General features: G+C 45.9%; 12 protein-coding genes. 6 read left to right on the forward strand and 6 right to left on the reverse strand.

Annotation, left to right across the window (positions count from 1 at the left end; genetic code table 11):
* Nucleotides 1-41: 41 nt before the first annotated feature.
* The 6 genes from ACN0QW_RS03815 to ACN0QW_RS03840 form a co-directional block, all read right to left on the reverse strand.
* A complete protein-coding gene (locus tag ACN0QW_RS03815; protein WP_417428921.1) occupies nucleotides 42-380 on the reverse strand; it encodes a chaperone NapD in 339 nt (112 codons plus the stop codon).
* A 186-nt stretch (nucleotides 381-566) separates the two neighbouring features.
* Nucleotides 567-1,730: an ABC transporter ATP-binding protein gene (locus ACN0QW_RS03820; protein WP_417428923.1), complete on the reverse strand. Its 1,164-nt coding sequence runs from the start codon at nucleotides 1,728-1,730 to the stop codon at nucleotides 567-569.
* Nucleotides 1,731-1,808: 78 nt separating this feature from the next.
* Entirely contained in the window at nucleotides 1,809-2,642 is an 834-nt protein-coding gene (locus tag ACN0QW_RS03825) for a carbohydrate ABC transporter permease (protein ID WP_417428925.1), read from the reverse strand.
* Nucleotides 2,643-2,654: 12 nt separating this feature from the next.
* The gene (locus ACN0QW_RS03830) at nucleotides 2,655-3,587 is read right to left on the reverse strand and encodes a carbohydrate ABC transporter permease (RefSeq protein ID WP_417428927.1); all 933 of its coding nucleotides are present in this window, start codon (nucleotides 3,585-3,587) and stop codon (nucleotides 2,655-2,657) included.
* Between the two features lie 86 nt (nucleotides 3,588-3,673).
* Complete coding sequence (locus ACN0QW_RS03835) at nucleotides 3,674-4,945, reverse strand: ABC transporter substrate-binding protein (protein WP_417428929.1); 1,272 nt, start codon at nucleotides 4,943-4,945, stop codon at nucleotides 3,674-3,676.
* A 55-nt stretch (nucleotides 4,946-5,000) separates the two neighbouring features.
* Nucleotides 5,001-5,906 (reverse strand): N-acetylmuramic acid 6-phosphate etherase, encoded by a 906-nt coding sequence (locus ACN0QW_RS03840; protein WP_417428931.1) that lies wholly within the window; start codon nucleotides 5,904-5,906, stop codon nucleotides 5,001-5,003.
* 280 nt (nucleotides 5,907-6,186) lie between these two features.
* On the opposite strand from ACN0QW_RS03840, the gene ACN0QW_RS03845 reads away from it, so the two are divergent.
* From ACN0QW_RS03845 to fbaA, 6 genes are read left to right on the forward strand one after another with little or no spacing between them, the layout of a single operon-like run.
* Nucleotides 6,187-7,080, forward strand: a complete 894-nt coding sequence (locus tag ACN0QW_RS03845) for a BadF/BadG/BcrA/BcrD ATPase family protein (RefSeq protein ID WP_417428933.1) — start codon at nucleotides 6,187-6,189, stop codon at nucleotides 7,078-7,080.
* Entirely contained in the window at nucleotides 7,077-7,838 is a 762-nt protein-coding gene (locus ACN0QW_RS03850) for a GntR family transcriptional regulator (protein WP_417428935.1), read from the forward strand. Before ACN0QW_RS03845 ends, ACN0QW_RS03850 begins: the two co-directional genes overlap by 4 nt.
* Nucleotides 7,839-7,855: 17 nt before the next feature.
* A complete protein-coding gene (locus tag ACN0QW_RS03855; RefSeq protein ID WP_417428937.1) occupies nucleotides 7,856-8,887 on the forward strand; it encodes an SIS domain-containing protein in 1,032 nt (343 codons plus the stop codon).
* Nucleotides 8,887-10,047, forward strand: a complete 1,161-nt coding sequence (nagA, locus tag ACN0QW_RS03860; RefSeq protein ID WP_417428939.1) for an N-acetylglucosamine-6-phosphate deacetylase — start codon at nucleotides 8,887-8,889, stop codon at nucleotides 10,045-10,047. Before ACN0QW_RS03855 ends, nagA begins: the two co-directional genes overlap by 1 nt.
* Nucleotides 10,048-10,070: 23 nt before the next feature.
* Nucleotides 10,071-11,150 carry a Gfo/Idh/MocA family protein gene (locus ACN0QW_RS03865; RefSeq protein ID WP_417428941.1) on the forward strand — a complete coding sequence of 360 codons (1,080 nt, stop codon included), beginning with the start codon at nucleotides 10,071-10,073 and terminating at the stop codon, nucleotides 11,148-11,150.
* Between the two features lie 38 nt (nucleotides 11,151-11,188).
* Nucleotides 11,189-12,262, forward strand: a complete 1,074-nt coding sequence (gene fbaA / locus ACN0QW_RS03870; protein ID WP_417428943.1) for a class II fructose-bisphosphate aldolase — start codon at nucleotides 11,189-11,191, stop codon at nucleotides 12,260-12,262.
* The last annotated feature ends 5 nt before the right edge of the window (nucleotides 12,263-12,267 follow it).

The raw sequence follows: 12,267 nt of genomic DNA on the forward strand, positions 1-12,267 counted from the left end.
ATAGGTTCCTCAGTTAATCTGTTGAATTTCAGATTGAATTTTCAAACTTCTTCGTGTTGGTAGACGGGCGTGAAAGAATAGATATTCGCCAAAGCTTGGATGCTTTCTATGGTTTTAATCGCATCTTTACTTGTGGGGGCGTCTATAAGGACAACCAGCTTTCCCTTGTCATCAACCATGGGGACATCTGCATGAGGGTGTTCCATAATTGCTCGTAGAGTTTCTTCAAGGTGCTCTGGTGGTGTCTGAGCGATGTGGCTTGAAATAAATAACTGAGTATCATCGGTCATGTTATCGTAGGTCCCAAGGCCGTTGTTAACTGTCGCGTTTATGACCGGATCAGGTCCAGTCGTTCGGTTATTTTCAGTTAACTGTCTCATCTCTCTCGTCGTCTCTATAGATATTGTTTTGATACATCTTATAGATCGGGCAAAAATTATCTTTGATATGGATCAAATTGTGTTGCATTTGGCATGTTTGTTTTTGGCAAATAGTAACACAAAAAAAGGCCCTGGAATCAAATAAGTTCCAGGACCTGTTAATGTATGGACGAACTGTTGTTGGTTTTATGTTGTAAATTGGGGAGCGGTATACTTTTCGTTGCTGGTTGTCCGTACCAGAGCATTACTTCCGGCGTCGAAAACATGAACGGCAGAGAGATCTGCGCATAAATCAACTTTGTCACCCGTTTTTGTGGTGCTGTGCCCGTCGGTTTTAACGCAAAGAGGATCGTTTTCCCCATTTTCCAAGTAGAGATAACTGGCTTCACCCAACCGTTCGACAACATTTACCTTAGCCGCGAGTTTAAAGGCCTGATCATTACCTTCTTTCATATGCTCTGGGCGAATGCCGATGGTGACTTTGTCTCCGAGCTTGGCTTTGTCCGGATGAACTGGAATGCTGACTGTGCTGTTATCGTAATCGAGTAATACATCAAGGGTTCCGGCATGAACGGCAGAGATTGTTCCTTCAAGAAAGTTCATTGAAGGGGAGCCAATAAAACCAGCAACAAATTTGTTTGCTGGGTGGTGGTAAAGTTCTAGTGGAGAGCCACACTGGGCAACATGGCCGCCGTTTACCACAACGATTTTGTCCGCCAACGTCATGGCTTCGACCTGGTCATGGGTAACGTAAATGATCGTTGCTTCTAAATCCTGATGAAGCTTGGCAATCTCTAGTCGTGTGTTCACGCGTAGAGCTGCATCAAGGTTACTTAAAGGTTCATCAAAAAGGAAAACATTGGGGTCGCGAACAATGGCGCGGCCAATGGCAACTCGTTGGCGCTGTCCGCCGGAAAGTTCGCGCGGATATCTGTGAAGATAGTCTTCCAGTTTAAGACTTTTAGCTGCTTTTTGAACTTTTTCATCAATCAGTTTTTTGTTTTCTCCACCACCGAGAAGTCCGCCGAGCGACCCTTTTTTGCCAAGTGTCAGACCAAATGCCATGTTCTTGTAAACTGTCATATGCGGATAAAGCGCATATGACTGGAAAACCATGGCGATTTTTCGCTGCGAAGGAGTCATGTCATTGACGGTTTTTCCATCAATCTGCAGTTCGCCGTCTGAAATGGTTTCCAAGCCAGCAATCAACCGAAGAAGTGTTGATTTTCCGCACCCTGACGGGCCGACAAAAACCACAAACTCGCCATCTTTGACGTCGATATCTATCCCGTGTAGCACTTCGGCTTTGCCATAGGATTTCTTGATACCTGAAAGCTTGATATCAGCCATGAATCTACCTCTCCTGATGCACAGCTGTGCATGTCTTTATGAGTATTTGTAAGTTTTTTGTTTGTTGTAAGCGCAAGGTCATTTGACGGCCCCCGATGTTAATCCACGTATCAACTGTCGAGAGAAGATGACGTAAAGGATCAAAATAGGAACGATTGCCAGTGTCAGTGATGCCAATACTGCATTCCAGTCTGTAACATACTGGCCGATGAACTGCTGGATACCGAGTGTTACAGTTGCTGTTTCCTGACTTGGTGCAAGAATTAGCGGAAACCAGAGGTCATTCCAGATTGGTATCATGGTAAAGACCGCAACAGTTGCTAAAGCCGGACGAATAAGCGGCAGTATTATAGACCAGAAAATTCTATATTCAGAGACGCCATCACAACGCGCTGCTTCTTTGAGGTCGTTGGGTATCTGCGCGATAAATTCCCTGAGTATGAATATCGCCAGGGGTAATCCTTGGGCTGTATAGACCAGAACAAGAGCGGTGAGGGTGTTCACCAATCCCATGCCGACAATCATCTTCAGCAAACTAACACTGCCCAAACGGATAGGGATCATAATACCAATGGCAAGGTAAAGCGCCATCATGTCACTGCCGGGGAAATCGTATTCGGCCAAGGCCCATGCCGCCATTGCGCCAAGTAGTAATACAAATACTAAGCTAATGACAGTGACAGATATGGAGTTGGTGAAATAGACATCAAATGATGATCTGGCGATAACCTTTTCAAAACCAACGAGGTCAAAAGTCGTACCTGTTGGTAGGGCGAGGGGGTCTCTGAAAATTCCTTTTTTGCTTTTGAAGGAATTCATAATCACGAGATAGATCGGAAAAAGCGCGATAAGGGTGTAGCACATAAGGACGGCATGAACGCCTAACGGGCCGACGCGTTTTGTGAGTTTCATCAGTCCGTCCTCCTAAAGTTGATAGCGTTGTAAGCGACGTTGAACAACAAAAAGATAAAGCATGACACCGCAAAGAATGACCAGGAACATCAAGCTGGCAACTGTTGCGCCCAAGGTGGCACTGCCGGGTTGAAGTTGATAGCCAAAGAAGGTGCGGTAGAACATTGTACCCATTATATCTGTTTCAAAATTTGGTCCAGCAAGGGCACCTTTGACTGCATAAATTAGATCAAATGCATTAAAGTTTGCAACGAAAGTTAAGACGGAAACCATTGCAATAGTTGGTAAAATTAAGGGAAGCTTGATGCGCCAGAAGGCGGTCCATTGGTTCGCGCCATCAACGATGGCTGCGTCGACTAAATCGTCCGGGACATTGAGTAGGGCGGCATAGATCAACATCATGGGGATCCCGACAAATTGCCATACAGATATAAATGACAAGGTGATCAAGGCTGTGGACTCTTCCCCTAAAAGGGCAGGAAGACCATCTGTCATTCCGACAAAACCAACCAAAGTATCGCCAACGCCCCAAAGTGGGCTGAGGATCAGCTTCCATATAAAGCCAATGATTACAACTGAGAGCATTGTCGGCATAAAGATTAGGGTGCGATAGCTGTTTGCCATCTTTAATCTTGGCAAGCTCAATAAAGCAGCGAGGAGAAGGCCAATCGGGTTTTGAACAAACATATGAATGACAAAGAAGATAAAGTTGTTCTCTAGCGCATTACTAAAGTCTGTCCACCAACGTTCGTCAGTAAGAATGAGGATGTAGTTATCCCAACCGACAAAGGACGTAATGCCCTCGGCAGTTTCACCGTAAAAGCTGTATCTGACAGTATCGATCAGCGGTACGATCATAAAAAGGGTATAGATCAGGGCCGCAGGCAAAAGGAACACTAAGATATGTGTTCGAAAGAACGATCCCCTTTGATTTTTTAAGGCCATATGGATAGGTACTCACTTCGATTGGGACATAATTTATATGTAAAACGCCGGTACCGCTCAGGTACCGGCGTTTTATTATACCAGATTTATTGCTGTGGTTTGTACCAGCTAGCAAGTCCGTCCTGTGCCTTCTTGGCTGCTTCTTCAGCTGTCATGCTACCATTGATAACACCAACAGAAGTATTCCAAAGATCGTTTTCGAGGTTTGGTGTGCCACGTGAAAGGATCTGATAGGAGTTACGGATAGAAGATTCACATTTGCCACGCCAGCTTACGAATTCCTGTGCAACAGGGTCGTTAATGGTTAGCTCGTGCTTTGACAATGCGTAGAAGCCGGGCAGTGCATTTGAGAAAATGGAACCAGCTTCAGCAGATGCCATCCAGCTAAGGAAGGTCTCGGCTGCTTTTACATTTTTAGATGCTGCATTGATACCAAGCCCAATGTCTGTGTGATCAGAGATGTAGCAAGTGTCCTGTCCAGCCGGAACGGGTGGTGGGAAAGCGCCAAATTCGAAATCAGCTTGACCATTAAAGGTCGAAATATCCCATGACCCTGCCGGGTAAATCGCTGCACGACCTAGACTAAAGAGATTTTGGCTATCAGGATAAGACTGACCTTTGTAGCCTTTGCCTAGATATGGCCCCCATTCAGCAAGATGCTTGTACACTTTTACATACTGCGGATCAGTCAGTTTTTCTGTGCCGTCGATCAGGCCTTTGCGCCCTTTCTCGCCCGCCCAGAAATTTGGACCAACATTCTGAAAGCCCATGGTCGCTGCTTCCCATTGATCAGCAGTCCCCATTGACATTGGAATATAAGTGCCATCTTCTTTGATCTTTTCAAGGGCAGCCATAAATTCTGGAATTGTTTTTGGAATTTCCAGGCCAAGCTCTTTAAAGGCTTCTTTGTTGTAGATGAAACCGTGGATCACAGATGCCATTGGCAGGCAAAATGTTGTAGAGCCGTCATCTGTTTGCCAAGCGGACTTCGCAACGCCAGAGAAGTTCTCCATACCGGGAAGATCATCAACTTTTGTCAAATGACCATTGTTATATAGGTCAAGTGATGCGTCAAAGGGCTTACAGGTAATAAGATCGCCAGCTGTCCCAGCTGTTAGCTTGGCATTCATGTTGGCGTTGTATTCTGTTGGCGGTGACGGCGCGAAGCGAACTTTGATGTCTGGATGTGATTTGTTGAATGCTGGAATAATCTGACTCTCCCAGATGTCCAAATCATCTGTACGCCAGCTTTCAATAATCAATTCATCTGCAAAAGCAGATACAGTTGGCGTCAGTGAAGCCGCTGCGAAAGCGATCGCAGCAACACTTGTGCCTAATGTTAGATTACTTTTTTTCATCTTATCCTCCGAGTTAATAAAGAGCCCGGGTTTTTCCCGGTTTTTGTTAAAATTATTAATAGGTTACTTTAAGTTTTTCCATTGCTTGTCGCAGGTGACCCTGATTATCGGCGAGGGCTTTTTCTGCCTCAGCTTTGGGGTGGTTCATTGCCAGAAGAACGGCGAGCTTTATGTTTTTATCTGCTTCGTTCAGGCATTTCTTTGCTGTTTCACTGTCGCTTCCAGTAATTTCCTGAATAATTGCTGCACCACGATTTTCCAGCTTTTCATTGTTGATCACCATGGAGACCATCAAACCGTCATGAACGTGACCTAGCTTTGTCATCGTTAGAGTTGATAGCATGTTCAGGGCTGCTTTTTGTGCTGTACCAGCGGCCATCCTGGTTGATCCAGCGATGACTTCACTGCCGCTATCTAAGAAAATCGAATGATGTGCGTGATCATAAATCGGTGCGTGTCGATTGTTGGCGACGCTTATTACCAGACTTCCCTGTGATCGCGCATGCTTTACAGCCGCCAATGTATAGGGGGTAGAGCCACTTGCTGCGACGGCGATGATGACATCCTGAGCACTTATTGCATGCGCTTTTAGGGATTTAACAGATATTCTTTCATCGTCTTCTGCGCCACCCATGGGGGCGAGAAGGGCATCTTTGCCACCCGCAATCAACGGAATTAGTTTGTCTAGAGGCCAGCCGTAGGTCGGGTTGATTTCTACACAGTCTTGAATAGCAAGGTGCCCGGAAGATCCCGCGCCAATGTAGAAAAGTCGTCCACCGTGGGATAATCGCTCGGCGATTGCTTCTGCACTTGCAGAAATTTCCGGGATTGATTGTTGTATGCAAGAGATAGCTCTGAGCTGAGAAGCCCAAAGCGATTCAAGCATGTCCTCAGCAGGCCAAGTATCTATATTATGATAACGGGGACTATGTTTTTCTGTGCCCTGGATATCTTTCGCCAAGCTTTTAAACCTATAAATTCATGAATGATTGATTTGACAATACCAAAAAGAAACCAATTTGAAATCAATTTTTTCAATTTTTATAGGTAGTATTTGAAAGGGTTAATGGATTATTTATCATTTGTTTTATTTAACATTCTGATTTTTAATGATAAAATAATAAAAAATATAATTTTTATAAAAAAATAAAATCTTTTGAATTTACCTTTCTTAGAAAATGCCATAAATTGGTATTCGATTGGTTTTGTGTATTGGTCTGTTATTGGTTCTGGGGTGATAAGTGGTAAGCGAAATGCTCTATGCAGGTGTTGATGGTGGCGGAACGAGCTGTCGTGTTCGGATTGAGAATGCGAATCGTGACATACTGGGTGAAGGTTTTGCCGGTCCGTCAAATTCTAGGCTCGGAGCTGTTCGTGTTTACTACGAAATCGAGAAAGCCTGTCTTGAGGCACTTCATCAATCTGGTAGAGGCAGGGAAGATTTTGCGTCCCTTCATGTAGGGCTGGGGCTTGCTGGTCTCGGATTGGAAAGTGAGCTTCAGGCGATGCTTTCTTTCCCGCATTCCTTTGCATCCGTCTCTGGAGCCACGGATGCCTATACAGCATGTTTGGGTGCCCACGCTGGTGAGGATGGGGGTATTCTAATTTTGGGAACGGGATCTTGCGGACTGGGTATTGTTAAGGACGAAGTTATTAATGTTGGCGGTTGGGGGTTTGAAATCTCGGATCATGCCAGTGGCGCTGTTCTTGGCTTAACGGCTGTTCGCAGTTCTCTTTTCGCCGCTGAAGGATGTCGCCCGGAAACGCCATTAACAAAGGCTATTATGGCGCACTTTAAGAATGATCGCCAAGTGATGGTTAAGTGGGCAGAAGAAGCAGAACCACATCACTACGGTTCTTTTGCGCCGCTTATTTTTGATCATGCTAATGAAGGCGATGAACTGGCGTGCCGGATTGTCGCCAAATCCGTGCATGAAGCAGGGTGTATGATACAGGCTCTGCTTGATAGAGGTGTTGAGACTGTTTGTCTTATGGGGGGTGTTTCAAAACGTATTGCTCCTAAGTTGCCAGAAAAATACCAAAAAATTCTAAGTAAACCACGCGGCGATGCGATGGATGGTGCGATACGAATGGTAAGAAAATCGGCCTCTGATGAGCAGGAGGATTCAAAATGAAAGTAAGTACCTTTCGCGCTCTGAAAGTTAAATCCAGACTTGATGGTAGTAATCCGACGCCACTCTATAAGCAATTGCAGACGCTAATCAGACAGGCAATAGAAAGCGGGGCGTTTAAGGTTGAAGACGCATTGCCAAGTGAACGTGATATCGCGTCTGAGCTGGAAGTATCCCGAGTAACCGTGCGCAAAGCGGTGCAGGGGCTGGTGAGGGATGGTTTGCTGGTTCAGCGTCACGGGGCGGGAACTTTTGTTGCTTCGCGAATGGAACAACCTCTTTCCAAGTTGACCAGCTTTACCGAGGATATTACAGCCAGAGGGATGCAGCCTTCTGTGGTTTGGGTCGAGCGTGCCACTGGACTTGCGACACCCGAAGAAGCTATGGCGCTTAATTTGTCACCGGGTGTCGGGGTCTCTCGTTTACATCGGATACGCTGTGCGGATGGCAAAGCGCTTGCGATTGAGCTGGCCACAGTTCCACAGGAATTCTTGCCAGATCCTTTGGTTGTTGAAGACTCTCTTTACAGTGTGCTGGATAAATCCGGATTGCGACCTCTAAGAGCCCTGCAGAGGCTAAGAGCTGAATTGCTACAGCCAACGCAAGCCGACCTGTTAGATGTCCCGGTTGGCGGGCCAACCCTTTATATAGAAAGACGTTCTTTCCTGCCCGACATGCGCCCTATTGAATTTACCCGCTCTCATTATCGTGGAGACAGCTATGATTTTATTGCTGAACTCTATTTGGATAGCCGTGATTAATACGAATGAAATGAATAATGACGAATAAAATGAGCCTGATGGCAAAAGAGACGGCTGAAACGCCAGCTGTGATTTCAAGGCAGCTTAGAGCAAACCGAGATGTGCTCGAAGACCTTTCAAGTCGGATCCGTGAGAAAAGATTCCGGTTTATTGCAACTTGTGCCCGGGGCAGTTCTGATCATGCTTGTGCTTTTGCGAAGTATGTATTGGAAATTGGTACCGGACTTCCTGTGGTTTCTTTTGCACCGTCTGTGTCTACTCTTTATGGGGTAACGTTAAAACTACAAGATAGTTTGTTTATTGCGGTGTCACAGTCGGGGCAAAGTCCTGATTTGGTACAGGCAACGCAACAGGCGAAAGATCAAGGCGCTTTTATTCTTTGTATCTGTAATGATGCAACATCACCACTGGTGGCATTGGCTGATTGTTATCTGCCACTCCATGCTGGTCCTGAAAACTCTGTTGCAGCAACAAAAAGCTATATTGCGTCTTTGACTGCTTTGCTTCAGCTTAGTGCTATTTGGAATTTTGATAGCGGGTTGTTACCTGCTTTGGAAAGGCTTCCGGATCAATTGGATCGGGGTTTGTCTGCGGATTGGTCCGAACCAGTTGAGCTGTTAGCTTCATCTTCCAATCTGTTTACAGTTGGCCGTGGCCCCGGGTTTGGTGTTGCCTTGGAATCTGCGCTGAAGTTCAAGGAAACATCTTATATTCATGCGGAAGCTTTCAGCGCCGCAGAAATAAAACACGGACCAATGTCACTTGTTGCAGATGGCTATCCTGTACTGTTGTTCAGGCAGCGTGATCAGTCTTGGGATTCAGTCGGAGAGCTTGCTGAAAATTTCCGGGAAAAAGGCGGTGCGGTTTTTAGCGTTCAAGAAGGCAGTTTGAACAAAGGTATATTGCCAATAGAAACTAACATTCACCCGTTCTGTCAGTTGCCTGTGATGATTCAAAGTTTTTATGTCATGGCAGAGAAAATTACTCAGCTACGCGGTTTGGATCCTGACAATCCTCGTCACCTGAAAAAAGTTACGGAGACAGTTTGATGAAAACTGCGTTGACCAACGCACAGGTGTTCACCGGGGAAGAGTGGTTGGGTGCTGCAACAGTTATAATCAACGGTGCTGTTATTGATTATGTAGGGCAAGAAGTTTCTATTCCTGACGATGTTAATCTGGTCCGAGACTTACACGGTGCGAAACTTGTCCCTGGTTTTATTGATGTGCAGGTCAATGGCGGTGGTGGTGTCATGTTTAATCAGGATACATCACCGACGGGGCTAAGGCGTATAGCCCAAGCGCATCGTCGGTATGGTACAACGGGGATGCTTCCTACCTTGATTACAGATGACCGTCCTGTGATGGAAGCGGCTATTTCTGCAATGCAGGGGGCTGTGGATAACAATGAACCCGGAATTTTGGGGATACATTTAGAGGGGCCTTATCTTAACCAGATAAGAAAAGGCGTGCATCAGGAAGATAAAATCAGATCAATGGAATCTGATGCTCTGGATCTTTTGTCGAGCCTCAAGGGAGCCAAGACATTGGTCACGCTTGCTCCCGAAAAGAATACTTCTGGGGTTATTCGACAACTTGTTGAGCGCGGTGTCTTGGTTGCTGCAGGGCATACTGCCGGTGTCTATGCTGATTACCAGTCTGCTTTTTCCGAAGGTCTTAGCTGTTTTACACATTTGTTTAATGCCATGACGCCAATGGATAGTAGAGAACCGGGTGCCGTTGGCGCCGCTTTGGATGATGATAATAGTTGGTGTGGCTTAATTGTTGATGGATACCACGTTCATCCAGCTACGCTGCGGAATGCTATTAAAGCGAAGAAGCATGGGAAGATGATGTTGGTCACAGATGCGATGGCAACTGTGGGCAGCGATGAGGATTTCTTCGAGCTCTATGGGCAAAAAATCTATAGCCGAGAAGGGCGCTGCACAACAGAAGACGGCGTCTTGGCTGGGGCACATTTAGATATGGCATCCGCCGTCCAAAATTCTGTAGATATGTTAAATCTTTCCCATGATGAAGCTTTGCGCATGGCGTCCTTGTATCCCGCAAATTTCTTAGGGTTAGGGGGGGAGTTGGGACGTATTGAAAAAGGGTACAGAGCATCAATGGTTTTACTGGATGATGCTGGACGTGTTCTTGAGACTTGGGTTGATGGACGTGACACCGAAATGGATGGCCTAAAGGTCTAGCGGTATTCGCAGAGGAATGGGTAATGAATAATAAACAAAAGGTTCTTGTTGTCGGTTTGGGGAACATGGGGCAATCCCATGCCAAAGCCTATCACAATTTGGATGGATTTGAGGTTGTTGGGCTTTGTAGTCGAAGCCTTAGCCGTCAAACATCATTACCCACGGAACTTTCCGGTTACGACAGATTTTCTGATTACGATGAAGCTCTTAAAAAATCAAACCCGGATGTGGTTTCTATCAATACCTGGCCGGATACACATGAAGCCTATGCCTTGAAAGCTTTTGACGCCGGGGCGCATGTTTTTCTTGAAAAACCAATTGCAGATACGGTCGCGGGAGCCGAACGGGTAATTGAAGCTGCGCAGAAAAAGGGACTTAAGCTCGTTATTGGCTATATTCTTCGTCATCATCCTTCGTGGCAAGAGTTCGTATCTCAGGCACAAAAGCTAGGAAAGCCCTTGGTGATGCGGATGAACCTTAACCAGCAAAGCAGTGGCGAAACTTGGCAGGTTCATAAGCAGCTTATGAAAAGCATTTCTCCGATCGTGGATTGCGGTGTTCATTATGTTGATATGATGTGTCTGATGACACAGGCCCAACCGATCAAGGTGCATGCAATCGGTGTTCGCTTAAGCGATGAAATTGATTCTGACATGTATAACTATGGCCAGCTACAGGTTACCTACGATGATGGGTCTGTGGGATGGTATGAAGCAGGTTGGGGACCAATGATGAGTGAAGCGGCATTCTTCGTTAAGGATGTAATTGGTCCCAAAGGCTGTGTATCTATTGTTGCGGAAGATCAAAACAAAGCAATGGAATCTGACGATATTGATGCACATACCAAAACATCCGCGTTATTATGTCATTCTGCAAAGTTAAATGATGATAAGTCATTCACACACAAAGATAATTTAATACGAATGGATGATGAGCCTGATCATGATGCCCTTTGCCAAAGAGAACAGGAGTTCCTGTTAAAGGCCATTATCGACGATTTAGATTTGACATCTCACATGCGGGATGCTGTGAACAGTATGAAAATTGTTTTGGCTGCGGATGAATCGGTTCGAAGCGGTCAAGTCGTACATTTGAAGCGCTAAGATGCGTTTTGTGATCTAGAAAACAGGGAGGATCGGCGGTGTCTGAAAAACTTCGCCCGGGTGTTGTTACCGGTAAGGACTATGAGAAACTCGTCAAGGCTTGTAAGGCCGGAAACTACGCGTTGCCAGCGGTAAATGTTACTAGCAGTAGTACCGTAAATGCTGTTCTAGAGGCTGCGGCCCGTAACAAATCGGATGTGATTATTCAGGTCTCAAACGGTGGCGCAGGATTTTATGCTGGTGCGGCTTATCCGGATGGTCTTCAGGGTAAAGTGCTTGGTGCTGTTTCCTTGGCTCAGCACGTTCATCTTCTTGCCGAGGGGTATGGGGTTTGTGTCGTCTTGCACACAGATCACGCAAATCGCGGTCTCTTGCCATGGATCGACGGTCTGTTGGCCGAAGGTGCCAAGTTCCGTGAAAAGAACGGAAAGCCTCTGTATACATCTCATATGATCGACCTTTCTGAAGAGCCTTTGGAAGAGAACGTTGGTACATGTGCTGATTATCTCAAGAAAATGGCACCACTTGATATGAGCCTGGAAATTGAATTGGGTGTTACTGGTGGTGAAGAAGATGGTGTTGGGTCCGAGCACACCGGTGCGGATAATCCAAAACTTTATACTCAACCGGAAGATGTGGCTTATGCTTACGAACAGCTAAACCCGCTGGGTGATTTTTCTGTTGCTGCATCATTCGGGAATGTTCATGGCGTTTACAAGCCAGGGAATGTTAAACTTCGCCCTGTAATCCTAAAAGACTCTCAAAAACTAATGTCCGATCGTTATGGCTTGGAGGACAAGTCTCTTGATCTTGTTTTCCATGGTGGATCGGGTTCTTCTGAGGCAGATATTAAAGAGGCTGTTTCTTACGGCGTCTTTAAAATGAACGTTGATACGGATCTTCAGTACGCGTACTCCGAACCTGTTGGGGCTTATGTAAATGCGAACCAAAATGCATTTGTTGCGCAGATAGACCCAGAAACAGGCAAGCCGCTAAAGAGCAAATACGACCCACGTAAATGGGTGCGTCAGGCTGAACTAGGTGTCGGCACAAAGCTGGACGAAATTTTCTCTGTGCTGGGATCTGTAGGCAAGTCTCTCGCGCAAGATTAACAGGT

Source organism: Kiloniella sp. (assembly GCF_048259265.1).
Lineage (GTDB): Bacteria > Pseudomonadota > Alphaproteobacteria > Kiloniellales > Kiloniellaceae > Kiloniella.

Bases quoted from the DNA above. Each gene is read 5' to 3' on its own strand.
- ACN0QW_RS03835 (WP_417428929.1), bottom strand. From the start codon at position 4,945: ATGAAAAAAAGTAATCTAACATTAGGCACAAGTGTTGCTGCGATCGCT.
- nagA (WP_417428939.1), top strand. From the start codon at position 8,887: ATGAAAACTGCGTTGACCAACGCACAGGTGTTCACCGGGGAAGAGTGG.
- ACN0QW_RS03855 (WP_417428937.1), top strand. From the start codon at position 7,856: ATGACGAATAAAATGAGCCTGATGGCAAAAGAGACGGCTGAAACGCCA.
- ACN0QW_RS03825 (WP_417428925.1), bottom strand. From the start codon at position 2,642: ATGAAACTCACAAAACGCGTCGGCCCGTTAGGCGTTCATGCCGTCCTT.
- ACN0QW_RS03850 (WP_417428935.1), top strand. From the start codon at position 7,077: ATGAAAGTAAGTACCTTTCGCGCTCTGAAAGTTAAATCCAGACTTGAT.
- ACN0QW_RS03815 (WP_417428921.1), bottom strand. From the start codon at position 380: ATGAGACAGTTAACTGAAAATAACCGAACGACTGGACCTGATCCGGTC.
- ACN0QW_RS03830 (WP_417428927.1), bottom strand. From the start codon at position 3,587: ATGGCCTTAAAAAATCAAAGGGGATCGTTCTTTCGAACACATATCTTA.
- ACN0QW_RS03820 (WP_417428923.1), bottom strand. From the start codon at position 1,730: ATGGCTGATATCAAGCTTTCAGGTATCAAGAAATCCTATGGCAAAGCC.
- ACN0QW_RS03865 (WP_417428941.1), top strand. From the start codon at position 10,071: ATGAATAATAAACAAAAGGTTCTTGTTGTCGGTTTGGGGAACATGGGG.